Raw genomic sequence first — 19,058 nt, 5'->3', positions numbered from 1 at the left:
TCCCTACAGACTTTCACGCGCCGGGACATAATGATAATAAGGGCAGTAAGATGAATATTCAGCAAATTGTCACCTTTTTTGCTTTTACCCTACTGGTGGCATTAATAACATGGTGGAAGCTGCGAAAAGCCGACACCAGATCGCAACAAGGTTATTTCCTCGCGGGGCGATCGTTAAAAGCGCCGGTGATTGCCGCCTCGCTGATGCTAACCAATCTTTCAACTGAACAGTTAGTCGGGTTGAGCGGACAGGCCTATCGCAATGGCATGTCGGTTATGGCGTGGGAGGTTATCTCTGCTATCCCCCTTATCTTCCTGGCGCTCATTTTTTTACCGAAGTATTTGCAGCGTGGGATAGCCACAATCCCCGATTTCATTGAGGAGCGTTTTGACAAAACCACGCGCATCATCGTGGACTGCTGTTTTCTGATTGCCACAGGCGTCTGCTTCCTGCCGACAGTCCTTTACTCTGGCGCGCTGGCGCTAAACAGCTTGTTCCATGTGGGCGAATCGCTGGGTATTTCTCAAGGGAGCGCGATGTGGCTGATGGTGGTCTTGTTGGGGCTGGCAGGCATTGCCTATGCCGTGGTTGGTGGGTTGCGTGCTATTGCTATTGCGGATGTCATTAACGGCATCGGGCTAGTGATTGGCGGCTTGATGGTACCGTTCTTCGGGTTAATGGCGATGGGTAACGGGAGCGTGCTGCGTGGTATCGAGCAGCTCACCACGGTCCATAGCGAGAAACTTAACTCAATCGGAGGAAGCCATGATCCGGTGCCCATCGGTGCCGCACTCACAGGTTTAATCCTGGTAAACACATTTTACTGGTGTACTAATCAGGGCATTGTGCAGCGTACTCTGGCGTCTAAAAGTCTTGCCGAAGGGCAAAAGGGCGCGCTGTTAACGGCGGTGCTGAAAATGCTCGACCCGTTGATTCTTGTGCTGCCAGGGCTTATTGCTTTCCATCTGTTCCAGGACTTACCCAAGCACGACATGGCGTATCCGGCCTTAGTGAATAAAGTTATGCCGCTTCCGCTGGTCGGCTTCTTTGGCGCGGTGTTGTTCGGTGCAATCATCAGTACTTTCAACGGCTTTTTGAACAGTGCGAGTACCTTGTTTAGCCTCGGCATTTACAACCGCATCATTAACCAGAGTGCGACATCAGAACAGTTGGTGCGCGTCGGCCGCAAATTTGGACTCGCTATCGCCCTGGTTTCGGTGCTGGTCGCGCCGTGGATTGCTAACGCGCCAGAAGGTTTGTATAGCTGGATGAAACAGCTTAACGGTATCTACAACGTGCCATTGGTGACGATTGTCATCATGGGATTCTTCTTCCCCCGTATTCCGGCTATCGCCGCGAAAGCCGCGCTATTGTTTGGTATTTGTAGCTATATCATTATCAACTATGTGGTTTCATTCGATATTCACTTCCTGTACGTACTGTTCTTCACTTTCTGCATCAACGCGATGTTGATGCTGGCAATCGGGGTCGTCAAACCTCGCGCAACGCCATTTAAATTCCAGGATGCTTTCGCCGTCGATATGGTGCCATGGCGCAACGCCAAAATTGCCTCGGTGGGGGTGTTGTTTGCCATGATCGGCGTTTACGCAGGGCTCGCACAATTTGGCGGCTACCAGACACAATTCATCACAATCATCAGTTATGTGATTGTCGCCGCGGTGGTGGTTTACCTGATTTACAGTGGCTGGCGGTCGCGTCAGGACTCCCGTGTTGTCTATTCTTCTGCACCTGAGGATAAGTAATGGAACGCCCTAATATCTTATTGATCATGACCGATACCCAGGCCACCAATATGGTGGGCTGCTACAGCGGTAAAGCGCTAAACACCCATAACATTGATAGCCTGGCCGAGGAGGGGATTCGTTTTAATTCGGCATACACCTGCGCTCCGGTTTGCACTCCCGCGCGCGCCGGGCTGTTCACGGGTATCTATTCAAACCAGTCGGGGCCGTGGACTAACAATGTCGCACCAGGCAAAAACATTTCCACTATGGGCCACTATTTTAAAGATGCAGGCTACAAAACTTGTTACATCGGCAAATGGCATCTCGACGGACATGACTACTTTGGCACTGGGATCTGCCCGCCGGAGTGGGATGAAGACTATTGGTTTGACGGCGCAAATTATCTCGCGGAACTGACGGATAAACAGATTGGCCTGTGGCGTAATGGTTTAAACAACGTGGCAGATTTGGTTGAAAACAGTATAGATAAGACCTTTACCTGGGCGCATCGAATCAGTAATCGGGCGATTGATTTCCTTGAGCAGCCGCAGCGCAACGCAGAACCGTTCCTGATGGTTGTCTCCTATGACGAGCCGCATCATCCGTTTACGTGTCCGGTCGAATATCTTGAGAAATATGAAGATTTTTATTACGACCTTGGCGCGAAAGCGTTCGATAACTTAGCCAACAAGCCGGATCATCACCGTTTGTGGGCAGAGGCGATGCCTTCGCCAGTTGGCGCTGACGGGCATTACCACCATCCGCTTTATTTCGCCTGCAATGATTTTGTCGATGATGAAATTGGCCGCGTGGTTGAAGCCCTGTCACCGGCCCAGCGTGAAAACACGTGGGTGGTTTATACCTCCGATCACGGCGAGATGATGGGCGCTCACAAGCTGATCAGTAAAGGCGCTGCGATGTACGACGATATTACCCGTATCCCGCTCATCATGCGTCCGCCCATTGGCACGCGGGAACCTGAGCAAATAGATACACCTGTTAGCCACGTAGATATCCTGCCAACGCTGATGAAACTGGCAGGTATTCATCAGCCGGATATTTTGCCAGGCGAGGACATGCTCGATATCGAAACCACACGCGGCGTGATGGTGGAGTTCAACCGCTACGAGATTGAACACGATAGTTTTGGCGGGTTTATTCCCGTACGTGGATGGGTGACGAACCATCACAAGTTGGTGCTGAACCTGTTTACCAGCGATGAATTGTACGACAGGCAAAATGACCCGGACGAACTGCATAACCTTATTGATCACCCCGACTACGCAGTTAAACGCGATGAGCTACACGATCAACTAATGGATTACATGGATAAAATTCGCGACCCATTCCGCAGTTATCAATGGTCGTGCCGCCCGTGGCGTAAGCAGGCGAAGCCGCGTTGGATGGGAGCATTCCGCCCGCGCCCGGAAGACGACTACTCCCCGGTCGTGCGGGATTACGATACCGGAATGCCAACGCAAGGCGTGAAAGTCGAAGAGAAGAAACAGAAGTTTTAACCATACATAGGGCTACGGAAGGCGGATAAACACAACGCTATCCGCCAGCCCTTTTCAGGGAACAGAAATGAAAATAGGCAGAGTGGGTGAAGCACCGGATTATCGCTTTTCACTGGCAAATGAACGCACTTTTCTGGCATGGATTCGCACCGCATTAGGGTTTCTGGCCGCAGGCGTTGGGCTCGATCAGCTCGCGCCCGATCTCGCCACGCCACTGGTGCGTGAAATAGTCGCCTTATTGCTGTGCCTGTTTGCCGGAGTGTTGGCGGTTTATGGTTATCTGCGCTGGCTGCGTAATGAAAAGGCGATGCGACTGAAGCAAGATTTACCCTATACCCGCAGCCTGAAAGCCATCAGCCTGGTGATGGCCTTTGTTGCAGCGGCGGTGATGGTGATGGTGATTTATGGCCGATAGTCGCCGCCAACGGCGCATTGTTGACCCAGGGTTGCAGCCGGAACGCACGTCGCTTGCCTGGTTTCGCACGCTTCTTGGATACGGCGCATTACTCATCCTTGCGCTGCGTCACCACCGGCATCACTCAGGTAACTTTTTCTGGCTGACGTTTATCGTGCTTACCCTGGTGATGGTAGTCATTTATCGCTACGCCCGGCAACGCAATCTCATGGATATCGCCGTGTGCGACTTTTCAGACTCGCGCACGACGCGCGCTAAATTGCTTATCGCCCTTGCGGTATGCAGCCTGGCTTTACTCTTTGCTTCTGCACATGTTAGTCAGCTTGTGATGTTATGGGAGAAAATGTAATGCGTGGATGTCATGTGATGGCTAAACCGACAAGCTCACAGTGCAATATTCAGTGCCAGTACTGTTTCTATCTCGATAAACCACAGCAACCCTTAATGGATGACGCCACACTCGACACGTTTATTCGCCAGCATATCGCCGCGCAACCGGGTGATGTGGTGGAGTTTGCCTGGCAAGGAGGGGAACCGACGCTTGCGGGAATCGCGTTTTATCAACGCGTAATGGCGCGGCAATTGCGCTACTGCGGGGGAAAGCGCATTCAAAACACTATCCAGACCAATGGCATTTTGCTTAATGATGCCTGGTGCCAATTCTTCAAAAAAAACGGCTGGTTGGTTGGGATCTCAATTGATGGCCCGGCGGATCTTCACGACTATTACCGACGTTCGCGCAGCGGAAAACCGACTCATCATCACGTTATCGCAGCCATCGAAAAGCTAAAAGCTCACCGTGTTGACTTCAATTTACTGGCAGTGATAAGCCAGCATAATAGCCAACAACCTGAGCGGTTATATCGCTACCTGAAAACGCTCGGCAGTGCATTTATACAATTTATTCCGTTGGTCGAACGAAGTGAAAAGGGCGCAGTCACGCCGGAATCTGTTTCACCCGCGCAATTTGGCACCTTCCTGAAACGCGTGTTTGATATTTGGGTACGGGAAGATGTTGGTCATATTTTTGTGCAGTTGTTCGATTCAACACTTGGCGTATGGAGCGGCCATCCTTCGCAAATGTGCAGTCTGAGCGAAACCTGCGGCCACGCCTTCGCATTAGAATCCAATGGCGATCTCTATCAGTGCGACCATTACGTTTACCCGGATGACAAGTTGGGAAATTTACATGACACACCGCTTCAGGCGCTCAATGACTCACATGCCGCCATTCGCTTTGGTGAAAACAAGCGCGATTTATTGCCTGCTGACTGCCGGGTCTGTACCGTCAAACCGTTATGCCACGGCGACTGCCCAAAGCATCGCTTCAGTGAAGGGAAAAGCTATCTTTGCAGCAGTTATCATGCATTTTTCACCCACAGTGCGCCGTACATGAAAATCATGAGCCAGCTTTTGGCTCAACGGCGTGCCCCCGCGGAACTGATGCCAATTTTAGGTCGCAGTAAACTTACCCCTGCGGATTAATCAACCAGGTTCCCGCTTTTTCGACCGATAACGTCATGTTTCGCGTTTGATTGCTATCACTTAACGTAATGGTGTAGTTCCCCATCGGTAATTGCAGGAAGCCATAACCGTTCGCGCCCGGTGTCACTTTTTGTGTTTTTCCATTCACAGACAGCGCTTCGCCATCGTTCATGCGCACATAAACCCGCGCCATCATCCCGTCGGCGGCAGGAACTACGCTTTTCGCCGTGGCAGACTCGGCTTTGTCCTGGGAGGCAGTCTGTTCAACTTTCGCGCTTTCAGGACGCGAACCCGCAGAAAAATGGCCGCCAAAAATCACGGCACCAATGGCAATACCGGCCAGCAAACTCGCGCCCGTCAGCAGGGGTAATTTATAGCGCTTTTTAAACGGCGAGAGCGGCGTTATCTCCGCATCTTCGACGGCGACCAACATGGTACCCGGCTGTTTGAGCGGCGCGAGGCCATGAATATTCGTCAAGGGGATTTCAGCCAGGGCGGCAAATTCCGCAATCGACTGCGGGCGGTCTTCCGGTTTCAGCGCCAGGGCGCAGTCAACGGCGTGTAACAGGCTGTGGGAATAACCTTCCGGGCGGTTTTTCGCAAGTTTAACGCACGGGTCCTGAATGGTGCGCGTCACGCTGGCCGGAGGGCAGGTGCCGGTAATCAGGGTATACAAAATGGCACCGAGCGCATAAATATCGGTCCACGGGCCGAGCTGGTTTTCGAGGTCGTCGGCATATTGCTCAAGCGGCGCGAAACCAGGGTTCAGCGGCGTTTTTATCTCTTCACCGCTCTCAGGATGAGTCCGGCGTGGCGCTCCCGCATTGAGCAACAGCGGCGCTCCGTTGTCCTGAATCTGAATGCTGCGCAGCGACAAATCGCGGTGCACAAACCCTTCGTCATGTAACGTTGCCAGCGCGCTGCACAACATCGGTAACATGCGGCGGATCCACGCATCGTTAATGACTTCGGGTTGCTGCTGATGCAACTCGGCAAGCGTCATTCCGCTGGAGTAAGTCGTTGCCGCATACGCGGTTTCGTTTTGTGTCCAGAAACTCAACACCTGCAACAGATTCGGGTGGTTAAACTGCGCCAGCAGACGCGCGGATTGCACAAAACGACTCATGCCGTTGTTGAACGCCTGGCTATCTTGCTTGCTGCGCAGCACCAGTTGCATGTTATCGCTGCGAACAGTCAGCGCTCGCGGCATAAACTCGTGGATCGTCACCGGGCGCTCGAGCTGGTGATCCCACGCTTTATACACCACGTTAGTGTGGGTGGACTCGGTGACTTGCTCAATCTCAAATTCGTCGAAGCGGAAACCAGGCGGCAGAGCGTCGGGAAGTTCTGGGTCGTAATCTTTATCAGTCATGATGGCCTTTCTCTGCACGAAATCGACGAAAAATCACAAATTACTTCTGGGCGCGCCATGCGCCAACCGCCGGGTCACGCAATTGCGGACGCAGGGAGTCAATCAATAGCAGCGTGATCGGGGTCTCCGGGGCAAGCCATGCCGACCAGACTTTGCGCACTTCATTCAAACGCGCCTGAATGCTCGATTCGTCTATCGTCATTTCACGAGAGACTTCCACCGCTACGGTGCCGGTCGCTTGCCAGCCATTTAACTCAGCGTTATAAGGCAAAATCATCCAGCTTTGCGGCGCATGTTCATTGCTCACGACCATGCGTTCGTTATTCAGGCTGGTGATAAGCAGGCTGTCTGAACTTGCGTCATTGCTTAATCCGCTCACCGGGAAACCGTGTACGAATGTCATTTCATGGCGTTTTTCACCATGCACGCCGCTTTGAATGATTTCGCTGCGACCGTTGAGCCAGCCGCCTTTTTCACATTTCCCGTTGGGGATAAACATTGCCGACGCGTTAGCATCGCCTTGCCAGAAGGTGCGCAAATGGCAGCCATCTTGCAGCGTAAACTCCTGCCATGGGGTGCGGTCTGCCAGCGGTGAGTTTTCATCGGTTCGCGGCGTGCTGTTGGGTTCGCTCGAAATATCAGGGGCGACAATCACCGCCCAGTCGCTGCTTTTGGTCGCGGTGCCGACGGCCAGCGTGTCGCCCTGCGGACTTTCCAGCTTCCAGCTCACCAGTTGAACGGTGCTGCACTGGCTTTCAAGAAGCGTGCCGAGGCGCGGCATAAAAGTATTGAGTACCGTAGGTTTTTTATCGCCATTGGCCACAATTCGCAGCGGTAGCTCGGCGGCACACCAGCTTTGCGGGGTGTTATCAGCAACATTATCAATCCAGACATCCAGCTTTTGCGAGGGAGACTGGACGATACGATAATTCCCCGCCCACGCCGTGGAGGAAGCCAGCAGCAGCGCCAGACCCGAAAGCCAGAGTTTCATAAAAATCCTTGTTAGCCGAACAACTTAAACAAAAGTCATGACGTTAAACGTCAACGATTAATCAATAATCCACGTGCCGCTATTGGCGTTCTGGCAGGCTTTGCTGGCATCATCGACCGCAACACAGGTGGTTTTCCTGGCCGCTTTGCGTGGACGTGGGCGATCTTTTTTCAGCGTTTGCGCATATAGCTCGCTTTTCACCAGCGCACGCATCGGCACATAACCCAGCAATTCGGTTTTATCCAGCTCGGCAATCGCCAGCCAGTTATGTTCAACCTGGCCTAACACGGTATAACTTTGTCCGTTCTCAAGGGTGCTGATGACTTTCCCGCCAAAGTCCGGTTTGCTCATAATCGAGCCTGGATACAGCGCCCGATAGCTGGCGTTTACAGGGGTAAATTCAGTGGGAGCCGCCACCGCGTATCGGTGAGTCAGCGTAACGCCATTGATTTCACTGGTCACGATTGTATCGTCCGTCATTTTTGGCGGTGGCGCTTTACAACCCACGACTGTGGCCACAACAGCAAGGATCAACAGGCTTCGCAATTTCATCGTAACTTTCCCTGAAAAAATGGTTCAAACCTGGTCGCCGGCGGGGATGAAAAGGGCGAAAGTGAAAGCCAGGTATTTGAAGAAGTATTCACAACAGTTATACATGGTAACGTTAATTTTACATCGCTTGATTCACAATTCAATGGTGATGTAACTGATTGACATTATTAAATGTTAAGCCGGTCAAGAACAGCGCGTATCAGGTTAATTGACATGCTGAATAGTATGGCTATTTGGTCACCTGCCAGCCTATATTATGAAACAGGATTTCAACTTTAGGATAAATAATGACGATGGAACCGTTATTGCCCAATATCTGCGATTTTATCGCGCATGTTTCGCCACTCAATACCCTCCCTGCGGACGCGCAAAACGATATCGCACGCTCTATCAGCATCAGTTATCTGGCGGTGGGCGAAACACTGGCTTTTGATATTGCGGCGCGTGAACGTTACCTCTACATCGTTCGTACCGGTTCGCTTGAACAACGCTGGAGCGATGGCGTGCTGCGCGCCCGTCTGGGGCCGGAAGATTTATTTGGCTTCACTTTTCTTGAAGGCATTCCGGGTAATCCTGAAGATTGTTACAACGTCACGGCGATTGAAAACACGCTGCTGTACCAAATTCCCCACCGCGTTCTGAAACAGGTGCTGCACGCACATCCGCAGTACGCCACGCACTTTTCGATTAACGCCCATGACCGCCTGAATTCCGCGATGGACGTCGTCTGGAGCGACGAAGACAAAGGCATGTTTGTGCGCAAAGTTTCTGACCTTGCGAGCGGAACGGTGTCGGTCGTCGAAGCGTCCACCTCGATTCAGGAGACGGCGAAACAAATGCGCTGTGTCGATCGCTGTTCCACGGCAGTGATAATGGAAAATGACCACATCATCGGCATCATCAGCGATCGTGACATGACCCGGCGCGTGGTGGCCGAAGGGTTTGATATTACGCGCGCGGTCAAAGAGGTGATGACTGCCGCCCCGGTGACGGTTTCTTCTGGCGACCTGGTCATGCATGCCGTGTCGCTGATGATGAGCCATGGCGTGAGCAGTTTGCCGGTGGTCGATAATCATCAACCTGTCGGTCTGCTGACCGCCTCACATCTGGTACAGCATCATCGCGTGCAGGCCATTTTCCTGATTGAGCGCATTAGCCATTGCCAGTCGGTTGACGAATTAGCGGCCCTGCAAGTGGAGCGCCAGGCCATATTTGAAGCACTGGTGCAGGGCAACTTGCGCAGCGGCGTGGTCGAAATGGTGATGTCGATGCTGATGGACGCCTTCACGCGTCGGCTCATTGAACTCGCGATCGTGGAATTTGGCGAGCCACCCTGTGAATTCTCCTGGGTCATCGCCGGGTCGCACGCCCGCAACGAAGTGCACGTTCATTCTGACCAGGATAGCGCAATTATTTTGCCGGACGGCACCGGCCTTGAAGAGCAAATGTGGTTTTTGCGCTTTGCGAGAAGCGTCTGCCTGGGGCTTGATCAATGCGGTTATCCGCTCTGTACCGGGAATTTTATGGCGTCAGAAAGACGCTGGTGCCAACCGCTGTCGGTGTGGCTGGCCTGCATTCGCAAATGGGTGACTAACCCGGAATATACCCAATTATTAAATGCCACGGTGTTTCTGGAAACGCGTGCTTTCTACGGCAACACCTGGCTACATGATGCATTCCAGCAGGCTTTGTTAACCGAGATTGCCGCGCATCCAGGCTTCTTGCGCTCGCTAACGCGCGATGCCACCAGTACTTCGCCACCGTTGGGCATCTTTAATAATCTGGTGCTGGAAAAAAGCGGAAACGACAGCAAAACCCTGAACATCAAACGCTACGCCTTAACGCTGATTATTGACCTGTCACGCATTTATGCGCTGGCAGCCGGATGCAGTGAAACCCATACCGAAGCGCGTTTTTACGCTGCAAGAGACAAAGGACTGATGTCCGCAGAAGGCTGCACCGACATCATTGACGCCTTCCGTTTTTTAACCCGTCAGCGTTTTAACCATCAGCTTTCGCAGTTGCGCAAAGGGCTGGCACCAGACAACCACATCGACCCGCGCGAGTTCGGCAGCTTTGAGCGTAAACATCTAAAAGACGCGTTTCGCATTATTGCCCGCCAGCAAGAACTGGCCCGCATGCTGTTTGTGAAGGGATAACGATGGGCCTTTTGTCACGAATTTTCCCGCCATCACTCACTCAGCAAGTTGAGTCGCAACACAAGAGATGGCGCAAAATCCCAGGGCTGAGTCCGGCACTGCAACAGCTATTGGCGACACCTCTGCCGAACTTCACCGCAGACGTTTTTAGCGTCCCGTGGCTGGCTTTTGATTTTGAAACCAGCGGCCTTGATGCGAATCAAGAGCGGATCTTGTCGATAGGCAGCGTGATGGTGCAAAGCGGCCAAATTTTGCTGGCGAGGGCGCAGCACCAGTACATTTCCAGTGATCCGCAGGTCAATGCGCACAGCGCGGTCATCAACCACATCACGCCGGAAATGCTGCGTGATGGCGAAGCGCTTGATGAGGCGATGGAAACGTTATTCCTGCGCCTCGCCGGGCGCGTGGCTGTGGTGCATGGGAAAATGGTGGAAAGGGCGTTTATCAATGCCTGGCTGCAAACCCGTTACGGTGCAGAAGACCTGCCGATTCTGTGGATAGACACGCTGGAGATTGAGCGGCGATATCAGCAGGCCAGGAGACAAATGCAAAATGATTTGCGGCTTTCCAGTCTTCGCCGCGAATACCGGCTTCCCGATTACCCGGCGCACCATGCGCTGTGTGACGCGGTGGCGACCGCCGAGCTTGCGCTGGTGCAACTCCAGCCGCAGCGACAGGCTCGCGCTCAGGGGAAATGTTTGCCGCTGAACGCGTGTCTGTGCGGTTAAGAGGCTGAATTAATCACGCCTGCACGACGCAGAATATTGCCAATCTCAACTTTCATTTCTTCGGTCAACGGCGTCGCGGGTGCCAGCGAATGCAACGGAATATTCACTCCGGTTAATTTAATGGCATATTTCACCGCGTTGTAAAACGGCAAATCCGTACTGTAAAGCGACGGGATCCATGAAAGTGATTGCTGTAATTCAATGGCGCGGGAGAGATCTTGTTTACGCCAGGCGTCTAAAATCCCGCAGGTCAGTTGCGGCGCAAAGTTGGCACTGGCGGGAATGCAGCCATCGCCCCCGAGAATCAACGTCCCAAGCAAATACTCATCATAACCGGCAAAAACAGCGAAGTCGGGGCGCTCAGGCTTCACCGCGTGCAGGGTTTCACGAATATGCGAGAGGGTATCGACGGTATCTTTCAGACCGACAATATTCGGGCAGCTTAACGCCAGTTCGCGGATGACATTCACCGGAATAGATTGGCCGGTAAGCGCCGGGAAGTTATACAGAAGAATCGGCAACTCGAGTGCGCTGGCAATGGTTTTATAATGGCGCAACAGATTCGCTTCACTCAGCGGGTTGTACCACGGGTTGACCACCACGACGCCACTGGCACCAACCTTTTGCGCATGCAGCCCGGCATCAACGGTTTGCTGCGTGCCGCAGTGGGCGATGCCAATCAAAACCGGCTTTCTGCCAGCGACTTTCTTCACGCAAAATTCTGCTACCTGAGCACGTTGCGCTTCAGACATATGCGCAAATTCCCCGGCACTGCCTAAAAAAAACAGGCCGTTAATCGGGGAGGCGACAAGGTGCTCAATAAGTAACGCCTGCGCGGTGCCATCAAATTCACCATGCTCATCAAATAAGGTAGGAACGGGGGGAATAACACCACTAAAACGAGGCTGATTCATTCACTTCTCCTCTGGGGGTAAATTAATTGTTCGTTGATTTAATTAGCGAATACCTTCAATTGTAGCGGAACAAAAAAATCTGTACGCCTGCCATGTCTCATTATCGGACTGTCGTTTCAGTTTGCGGTTTTTCCGGGCCTTTAGAAGGGAACAGCGGATTGCGCTGATTAATGCGGTTGGTAATATTGGCGGGTTATTAAGCTTTTCATTATTATTGTGCGCGATTGTGCGCGATTGTGCGCCGGAAGTCGTGATGGCCCGGCGCAATTTGCAGGTATTAGTGTTCAAGCATCTCGTGGACAACCTGATTTTTGCTTAACGAGTACTCGTAAAAAGTCGGCCAGTTGTCCATCTCTTTCAATAGCGACTCTTGTGAGTCATTGCCCATGAAAATATGGAAGTGTTCAGATTTACGCGGGCCAATAATATGATCGCTAAACTGCACGTATTTCGGTGCTTTTGACTGACTGTCTTTGCACTCAAACAAATAGCGCACGCCTTTTTTCCCGGAGGTATAATTCAGAATTTTAAAGCCCGAATAATCGTACTTGCAGGCATTAACCGTTTTACCCACATGAAATTCAATCACATTGTTTTCAATACCAATGGTATCAATATCCGTCGCATAACCTTTCTTATAATACTCTTTGTACTGCGCCGCTGTTTTGCTGCCATCTTTCTGCGCTTTTTTCTCCATCACCGGATCTAAATCGCCGTTTAACAGGTACGGATTAACTGACTGCCACATGCCATCCCAGTCGGTGAGGGCGCGATCTTTAACCTGTTGATTCTCAAAAACGCCTTCGCTGGCTTTCTTTTCTGCGTCTGTAAGAGGCGTTCCGTGCGAATGCCCGTGTGCCAGAGCGCTGGTACTACTGAGCAAAATGCCCAGGCCGAGAATGGCAGTGGGGAAGCGTGATGTCATAAAAACTCCAGAGAAAATCATGAATGTGTGACTATGTTATAACATAACATTTCTGGAGTGCAATAGAGTGGTTAAATAAGCAGGAATACCTGTAGAAACATCATGTAAAACCGGTTTTGTTAGTTCAGGGGACTTTCTATACTCGGAACCTAAGGTAGAACTGAACACAGAATCTAACTCTGGCAACATGAAGTCATAGCACTGTACTAAATCCAACTTTGCGCGTGATAACTCAAGCAGCAGATTGTCCGCCTTTTGTTTGAAGACAATTTTTTCAACCAGTTTGGGGATGTTTTTAACATTTACTTTTTTCATTATCGAACGTTTATGTGCGCTAATGGTTTTAACGGATAATGCCGACATTTCCGCGATATAACACAAGCTATTACCCTGGAGCAATAAGCTTAAAACGTGACTTTCCATCGATGTTAATAGCGCTCTTTTAATCGGTTGGTTAATCCGAGATCTATTTTTAACATCCCCTTTATTAATCATATTGATGAGTGCGTTACATACACTTGGTGTTGCATTTCTGCTGATGAAGTGAATTGTGCAAATTGTCGAAAGGTAATTTATTAATTTTTTGTCAAAAAGCCTCCTGTCTTCTATGTTTTCCATCATAAAAATAATAGTGCTTACTTGATCAAGATTAATATCCAGGTTTATTTTGGGTAAATATTTTATGTCAACGATAATTATTGTTCTGCGGTTTACACAGTCGCTGATTGCAGAATTAAAAAGACTGCGTATACCGAATTCAAAAAAACTATCATTGCTCAATAGGATAAAAGCCATTGCATTTCTCTTTGGGGTGTTCGAATTGTTAACTATCTAAAATGGGATGTTATGAATGCGCATGTTTAGGGCTATGCAAAAGATGATGTTAATTTTAAAATAAGAAATACTAAAATCTATCTGGCAAGGAGTTAATTTTATTTAGTATGCCATTCTTAATTGAAATGTACTCACCATCATTTAGTTTCTTTAGAATATCCATTACCCGACTACGGGATAACATGCTGCGGTTAGTAATGAATTTCACAGCCGTTGTGGAGTAACGTTCCTCAACGGATAACAACATCAATAAATTCAAGTGATGTTTTATAATGTGATAGGCATCACGGCCAATCAGGTTCATATCTCTTTCAACATAAACTTTAATTATCTTACCAAGAACAATCACAACTTCATGCCACAATCCTTCCTGCTCAATAATTCTTAATGCAGATTCCCAGGGAACAACTTTGGCACTTAGCTTGCTATGAGCAAAAAGGATGACATCGGGATTATATGAAACCATCACCAGACCAAAGATTGCAGGAGCTAAACTCTCTTGCATTAACAGGCGATCATTTTGCCGATAAAAGCCAAAGGCACCTGATTCTATTAGCAATATATTTTGTTCGTTGTTTTTGAAATCAAAAAAAGCTTCATTCTTTTTGTAGGTGTGATTTTCACCTATATCTTTCATCGCAGTAAAAAGCCTTTCTACCGCAGTGGTATATTCCGTTTCTATATCCATTAAATTTTTGAATATTGTTTCCATAGAGTCCCCACTAAGTTAGCCGTCTCGGCAGTGAACTTCTCGTCAATAACTATAGCTTATATTTAATTTGAGATATATCTAGTGGTTTTATAGTCTAAGGGGAATGGCTTGAGGTATTTTATCAGACATTCAGTCCAGTATCGGACTATTGATCCAATAAAAGGCATGGGTACCAGTGGCGCATTACATTAAAGGTACGGTTCTAAAATGTGCGTGAAGATTTATTTTGCGGGCCTGAAACATATATTTGATATAATTTTCTATTAAAGCTTTGTTGTCGCTCAAATATCTCTCATTTTCATTCGTCAATATGCTTTGTACTTAATAGTCTTTACCAGGCGAAGAAAAGAGGGCAACATGTTGTCATCCTGAACGCTGGCAAATCCAACTAATAACCCTTTTGATTTCTGCGCATTAAAATAGTAGCGCGATAGTGGCCTGACCAGAATACCTTCGGCATTCGCGAGTTTCGCAATGTGGATATCGTCTGCTGCGGATGGAAGCTGAATGATCAAATGTAACCCAGCATTGCTGTTGTAATAGCCGAGATATTCTTCCCCTAAATGCCGCTTAATTAACTCGACCAGTTGGTTGCGTCGTTTGCTATATAACTGGCGCATTTTGCGGATATGTGCGGCGTAATAACCTTCGCGGATAAACTCCGCAAGTGCCGCCTGAATCACCTGATGACCGCTGCGATATAACTCGTTGTGAACTTTTTTCAGCGGAGCGGCGAGCACGTTGGGCAATACCACATAACCCAGGCGCAGTGCAGGGTAGAGCGTTTTACTAAACGTGCCGATGTAAATGACCGGACTATTTTCTTCAAGCCCCTGAAGCGATGGAATCGGCTGGCCGGAAAAACGAAATTCACTGTCGTAATCATCTTCAACAATCCAGCACTGGAATTCCCTTGCCTGCGAAAGTAATAACTGGCGGCGCGGCAGGCTCATCACAGAACCCAGCGGATACTGATGCGATGGCGTAACAAAGATTAATTTTGGCTTTTCATCGGCATTGGCCTGCGGCATTAATCCCTGATCGTCGACATCCAGCGCCGAAATATTCACCGCATTCATGCGCAGAATATTTTTAATTCCCCAGTAGCCGGGTTCTTCAATCCACGCCTTGTCGCCAGGATTACACAGCGTGCGGGTGACTAAATCCAGTGCCTGGTGGATCCCTTCGGTAATGAGAATCTGATCGGTGGTGCATTTTACGCCGCGCGCGGTGCGCAGATAATCCGAGAGCGCAGATTTTAATTCCTCCAGCCCGGATGCGGCGTCGTAAGTCAGATATTCAGGATTCGGGCGTCTGGCGACACGGTCGTAGATTTTCTTAAACGTACGATGCGGAAAGCTTTCGACATCCGGCACGCCGGGAATGAAATCGCCCCATTGCGCCGGGCTGGCGCTGGCGTTTTCCAGCAATTCAAGGCAGCGCAGAGAAAGACTGGCGCGGTCTTCTGTTACCGTGGCTGGCACCGTGCGTGCGGCCTGCGTATTCAGGTTGTCCAGCACGCTTTCGGTGACAAACGTGCCGCTGCTGGTGCGCGTTGAAATATACCCTTCGGCCTGTAATTGCTCATACACCCGTAGCACGGTGTTACGCGAAAGCGATAACTCATTGGCCAAATCGCGGGTTGGCGGCATTCGCGCCGCAGGGCGCAAACTTCCCTCAAGAATACAATTACATATCGCGGCATAAAGTTTCTTATGCAGTTTCTCGGTAGGCGTCTGGAGAAATGCCTGCTTGATCACATCTACGGTAAGTGAACGCATTTGGATCCTATGAATAAAACGATTTGGCTCTCGATTCAGGTACCAGATACTGTCTAAATGATATTCGACAATCAACCTGTAAATCTTAATTTCGTGTGAGGGATAAAGAAATGAGCAATAACGAACTCCACCAACGTCGTCTGGCCGCTACTCCGCGTGGCGTGGGCGTGATGTGTAATTTCTTTGCGCAAACGGCTGAAAACAGCACCATTACCGATGTCGAAGGGAAGCAATATATCGATTTTGCTGCGGGCATTGCGGTGCTCAATACCGGCCATCGCCACCCGCGCCTGGTTCAGGCCATCGAACAGCAGCTTCATGCGTTTACCCACACCGCTTATCAGATTGTCCCTTACGAAAGTTATGTCGCGCTGGCGGAAAAAATTAACGCAGTGGCCCCGATTGTTGGCCCTAAGAAAACGGCGTTTTTCACCACCGGCGCTGAAGCCGTTGAAAATGCCGTGAAAATCGCTCGAGCCCATACCGGTCGCCCAGGCGTGATTGCTTTTAGCGGCGGATTCCATGGCCGCACCTATATGACGATGGCGCTGACGGGCAAAGTGGCTCCCTATAAAATTGGCTTTGGCCCATTCCCCGGCTCCGTATTTCACGCGCCGTATCCGTCTGAGCTCAGTGGTATTTCCACCGAAGATGCGGTGAAAGCCATCGAGCGCCTGTTCAAATCTGACATTGAAGCGACGCAAGTTGCCGCGATTATCTTCGAGCCTGTTCAGGGCGAAGGCGGTTTTAATGTGGCTCCGCCTGAATTTGTGGCGGCTATTCGCGAGATTTGTAACACCCACGGCATCGTGATGATTGCCGACGAAGTGCAAAGCGGTTTTGCCCGTACCGGCAAAATGTTTGCCATGAACCACTATTCCCATCAGCCCGATTTGATGACGATGGCGAAAAGCCTGGCGGGTGGGATGCCGTTATCCGGCGTGGTCGGCAAAGCAGAAATCATGGATGCGCCAGCGCCGGGCGGACTAGGGGGAACCTACGCCGGGAACCCGCTTGCCGTTGCTTCGGCTCACGCGGTGCTGGATGTCATTGCGGACGAAAAGCTCTGTTTACGCGCGCAAACACTGGGCGAACGCCTGACTTCACGGCTGCGTGAAATCACCGCCACCTGTCCTGCGCTGGTGGAAATCCGTGGCCTGGGTTCGATGGTTGCGGCTGAGTTTTACGACCCGGCAACCGGAGAACCGTCTGCGGCCGTCGCGCAGCAAGTGCAAAAACGTGCGTTAGAGCAAGGCTTGCTGCTGCTGACCTGCGGGCAAAATGGCAACGTGATTCGCTTCTTGTACCCGCTGACGATTCCCGATGCGCAGTTCGATCAGGCGCTGGATATCATTAAAACTGCGACGCAGATGTGAGACTCAAAATGATCAATTTGAAAAATAACGATTTGCTGCGTGATGCCTGCCTGATTGCAGGGGAATGGAGTCATGCGCAGTCGGGTAAAACCATGCCGGTAGTGAATGCTGCCACCGGGGAAAAAATAGCGGATGTGCCTTTAATGGCGCAGGTCGAAACGCAACGCGCCATTGAGGCTGCTGAAGCTGCGCAAAAAGAGTGGAAGACACAAACGGCGGCCAGTCGCGCCAAAATTCTCCACAGTTGGGTAAACCTGATTCAGGAAAACAGCGAAGATCTGGCGCGGCTGATGACTCTGGAGGGCGGCAAACCGCTGGCTGAGGCGCGAGGTGAAATCAACTACGCCGCCTCGTTTATTACCTGGTTTGCGGAAGAAGCCAAAAGGGTGGACGGCGTTTTGTTGCAGCCAACCGCGGCGGATCAACGTTTTATCGTCTCGAAACAACCGGTCGGCGTTTGCGCGGCAATTACACCGTGGAATTTCCCGGCGGCGATGATCACCCGCAAAGTCGCGCCAGCACTTGCCGCAGGCTGCGCGATTATCGTAAAACCCGCGGAGCAAACACCGCTGACCGCGCTGGCGCTGGCAAAACTGGCCGAGCTGGCGGGCTTGCCGCAAGGGTTGTTGCAGGTAATCACAGGGGACGCCAAAGAAATTGGCGGTGAACTGTGCCGCAACGCGACGGTTCGTAAACTGAGTTTTACCGGCTCCACGGACACCGGACGTCTGTTAATGGCGCAATGCGCGCCGACCATCAAAAAATTGTCGCTGGAGTTAGGGGGCAATGCGCCCGTTATCGTCTTCGATGATGCGGATCTTGAGCTGGCCGTGAAAGGCATTATGGCGTCGAAATTCCGCAATAGCGGGCAGACGTGCGTGTGTGCGAACCGAATTTATGTGCAAAGCGGGATATATCAGGCGCTCAGCGCGGAACTGGTCAAAGCGGTGGAAGCGCTGAAGGTCGGCAACGGCATGGATGACGGCGTTAATCAAGGGCCGCTAATCAATGCCAAAGCGATTGAGAAGGTGGAGCTTCATATTCACGACGCGGTAGAAAAGGGCGCAACAGTATTAACCGGCGGCCACAAACACGCGTTAGGCGGAAACTTTTTCGCGCCGACGGTGGTGGCGAATGTCACGCAGAATATGCGCTTTGCGAAAGAAGAAACCTTCGGGCCAGTTGCGCCGCTATTTAAATTTGAAACCGATGCCGAAGCGGTTAATTACGCCAACGACACCGAATTTGGTTTAGCCGCTTATATCTTCACTCAGGATGCAAAACGCCAATGGCTAATCCCAGAGGCGCTGGAATATGGCATGGTTGGCGTCAATACCGGGCTGATTTCTAATGAAGTTGCACCGTTTGGCGGGATTAAACAGTCCGGCCTGGGGCGAGAAGGTTCACGTTTTGGCATAGATGAGTATCTGGAGATGAAGTATGTCTGCGTAAAACTCTGACTTTGTAAAATGGTGGATGACGCTTCGCTTATCCACCCTACAATTCATCGCGCCATAGCCTTTCGTAGGTCGGATAAGCGAAGCGTCATCCG

The 19,058-nt window shown here is 50.8% G+C and carries 17 protein-coding genes; 9 read left to right on the top strand and 8 right to left on the bottom strand.

What is annotated here, in order from left to right; all coding sequences use genetic code 11:
- The first annotated feature begins 50 nt into the window (after positions 1-50).
- The 5 genes from AC0IWZ_RS11185 to AC0IWZ_RS11165 all read left to right on the top strand — a co-directional run bounded on the left by AC0IWZ_RS11185 (position 51) and on the right by AC0IWZ_RS11165 (position 5,162).
- Positions 51-1,763, top strand: a complete 1,713-nt coding sequence (locus tag AC0IWZ_RS11185) for a solute:sodium symporter family transporter (RefSeq protein WP_471677316.1) — start codon at positions 51-53, stop codon at positions 1,761-1,763.
- A complete protein-coding gene (locus AC0IWZ_RS11180; RefSeq protein WP_471677317.1) occupies positions 1,763-3,262 on the top strand; it encodes a sulfatase-like hydrolase/transferase in 1,500 nt (499 codons plus the stop codon). The genes AC0IWZ_RS11185 and AC0IWZ_RS11180 overlap by 1 nt, the downstream gene beginning before the upstream one ends.
- 67 nt (positions 3,263-3,329) lie before the next feature.
- Positions 3,330-3,677, top strand: coding sequence for a YidH family protein (locus AC0IWZ_RS11175; RefSeq protein WP_471677318.1), 348 nt, complete (start codon positions 3,330-3,332; stop codon positions 3,675-3,677).
- Positions 3,667-4,026: a DUF202 domain-containing protein gene (locus AC0IWZ_RS11170; RefSeq protein ID WP_471677319.1), complete on the top strand. Its 360-nt coding sequence runs from the start codon at positions 3,667-3,669 to the stop codon at positions 4,024-4,026. The genes AC0IWZ_RS11175 and AC0IWZ_RS11170 overlap by 11 nt, the downstream gene beginning before the upstream one ends.
- Before the next feature lie 17 nt (positions 4,027-4,043).
- Entirely contained in the window at positions 4,044-5,162 is a 1,119-nt protein-coding gene (locus AC0IWZ_RS11165) for an anaerobic sulfatase maturase (protein WP_471677320.1), read from the top strand.
- Here AC0IWZ_RS11165 and AC0IWZ_RS11160 read toward each other — a convergent pair.
- From AC0IWZ_RS11160 to AC0IWZ_RS11150, 3 genes are read right to left on the bottom strand one after another with little or no spacing between them, the layout of a single operon-like run.
- Positions 5,146-6,534 carry a serine/threonine protein kinase gene (locus AC0IWZ_RS11160; protein WP_471677321.1) on the bottom strand — a complete coding sequence of 463 codons (1,389 nt, stop codon included), beginning with the start codon at positions 6,532-6,534 and terminating at the stop codon, positions 5,146-5,148. The genes AC0IWZ_RS11165 and AC0IWZ_RS11160 overlap by 17 nt on opposite strands.
- 40 nt (positions 6,535-6,574) lie before the next feature.
- Entirely contained in the window at positions 6,575-7,525 is a 951-nt protein-coding gene (locus tag AC0IWZ_RS11155) for a hypothetical protein (protein WP_034495874.1), read from the bottom strand.
- Positions 7,526-7,582: 57 nt separating this feature from the next.
- Positions 7,583-8,077 carry an SH3 domain-containing protein gene (locus tag AC0IWZ_RS11150; protein ID WP_410372974.1) on the bottom strand — a complete coding sequence of 165 codons (495 nt, stop codon included), beginning with the start codon at positions 8,075-8,077 and terminating at the stop codon, positions 7,583-7,585.
- A gap of 287 nt (positions 8,078-8,364) precedes the next feature.
- Between AC0IWZ_RS11150 and AC0IWZ_RS11145 the strand changes: the two genes are divergently transcribed.
- Both AC0IWZ_RS11145 and AC0IWZ_RS11140 read left to right on the top strand, forming a co-directional pair.
- Entirely contained in the window at positions 8,365-10,236 is a 1,872-nt protein-coding gene (locus tag AC0IWZ_RS11145) for a putative nucleotidyltransferase substrate binding domain-containing protein (RefSeq protein ID WP_471677322.1), read from the top strand.
- A 2-nt stretch (positions 10,237-10,238) separates the two neighbouring features.
- On the top strand, positions 10,239-10,964 hold the full coding sequence (locus AC0IWZ_RS11140; RefSeq protein WP_471677323.1) for an exonuclease domain-containing protein: 726 nt from the start codon (positions 10,239-10,241) through the stop codon (positions 10,962-10,964).
- On the opposite strand, the gene AC0IWZ_RS11135 is transcribed toward AC0IWZ_RS11140, so the two are convergent.
- The 5 genes from AC0IWZ_RS11135 to pdxR form a co-directional block, all read right to left on the bottom strand.
- The gene (locus tag AC0IWZ_RS11135; protein WP_471677324.1) at positions 10,961-11,878 is read right to left on the bottom strand and encodes a dihydrodipicolinate synthase family protein; all 918 of its coding nucleotides are present in this window, start codon (positions 11,876-11,878) and stop codon (positions 10,961-10,963) included. The genes AC0IWZ_RS11140 and AC0IWZ_RS11135 overlap by 4 nt on opposite strands.
- A gap of 277 nt (positions 11,879-12,155) precedes the next feature.
- Positions 12,156-12,803, bottom strand: a complete 648-nt coding sequence (zinT, locus tag AC0IWZ_RS11130; protein WP_034495868.1) for a metal-binding protein ZinT — start codon at positions 12,801-12,803, stop codon at positions 12,156-12,158.
- 36 nt (positions 12,804-12,839) lie between these two features.
- Positions 12,840-13,598 carry a helix-turn-helix domain-containing protein gene (locus tag AC0IWZ_RS11125; protein WP_471677325.1) on the bottom strand — a complete coding sequence of 253 codons (759 nt, stop codon included), beginning with the start codon at positions 13,596-13,598 and terminating at the stop codon, positions 12,840-12,842.
- Positions 13,599-13,707: 109 nt separating this feature from the next.
- On the bottom strand, positions 13,708-14,349 hold the full coding sequence (locus AC0IWZ_RS11120) for a helix-turn-helix domain-containing protein (RefSeq protein WP_034495865.1): 642 nt from the start codon (positions 14,347-14,349) through the stop codon (positions 13,708-13,710).
- Between the two features lie 305 nt (positions 14,350-14,654).
- The gene (gene pdxR / locus AC0IWZ_RS11115) at positions 14,655-16,130 is read right to left on the bottom strand and encodes a MocR-like pyridoxine biosynthesis transcription factor PdxR (RefSeq protein WP_471677326.1); all 1,476 of its coding nucleotides are present in this window, start codon (positions 16,128-16,130) and stop codon (positions 14,655-14,657) included.
- A 110-nt stretch (positions 16,131-16,240) separates the two neighbouring features.
- On the opposite strand from pdxR, the gene puuE reads away from it, so the two are divergent.
- Together puuE and AC0IWZ_RS11105 are read left to right on the top strand one after the other, a co-directional pair.
- The gene (gene puuE, locus AC0IWZ_RS11110; protein ID WP_471677327.1) at positions 16,241-17,506 is read left to right on the top strand and encodes a 4-aminobutyrate transaminase; all 1,266 of its coding nucleotides are present in this window, start codon (positions 16,241-16,243) and stop codon (positions 17,504-17,506) included.
- A gap of 11 nt (positions 17,507-17,517) precedes the next feature.
- Positions 17,518-18,966 carry an NAD-dependent succinate-semialdehyde dehydrogenase gene (locus AC0IWZ_RS11105; protein WP_471679061.1) on the top strand — a complete coding sequence of 483 codons (1,449 nt, stop codon included), beginning with the start codon at positions 17,518-17,520 and terminating at the stop codon, positions 18,964-18,966.
- Positions 18,967-19,058 lie beyond the last annotated feature (92 nt).

The organism is Buttiauxella sp. AC142 (genome assembly GCF_979253435.1).
The sequence above is the reverse complement of the archived record's forward strand: the minus strand, read 5'-3'. Positions and strand labels throughout refer to the sequence as shown.